Raw genomic sequence first — 266 nt, 5'->3', positions numbered from 1 at the left:
GGCGCCTGGCGAAATCACGCAGTCGCTCGCCACCCCGCCACACCAAGGGCATTGTCTCCAGATGACTGAGCCGAGCCGCATCGGGCGCACTCAGCCGTAATGCATCACCTTCGGTTGCGCCCAGGTAGAGTTCGCCGAGGGTTGCCATCAGGGGCTTGAGTCGCCCGTAAGGCAACGCAACCTTTGTTTGAGTGCGGGCGCCCAAACTCACCAACACGCGCTCATCGTCGTTACGTTCGGCCAAGTGGGCGGCATCGAGCAGCTTG

General features: G+C 62.8%; 1 protein-coding gene. It reads right to left on the bottom strand.

The window, feature by feature from the left end; genetic code table 11:
* A partial coding sequence (locus AC0L20_RS41150; protein ID WP_473295852.1) for a hypothetical protein occupies nucleotides 1–266 on the bottom strand: 266 nt, incomplete at both ends.

This window comes from Bradyrhizobium sp. Kon58 (genome assembly GCF_055807455.1).
This window is presented reverse-complemented; position numbering and strand designations above follow the sequence as displayed.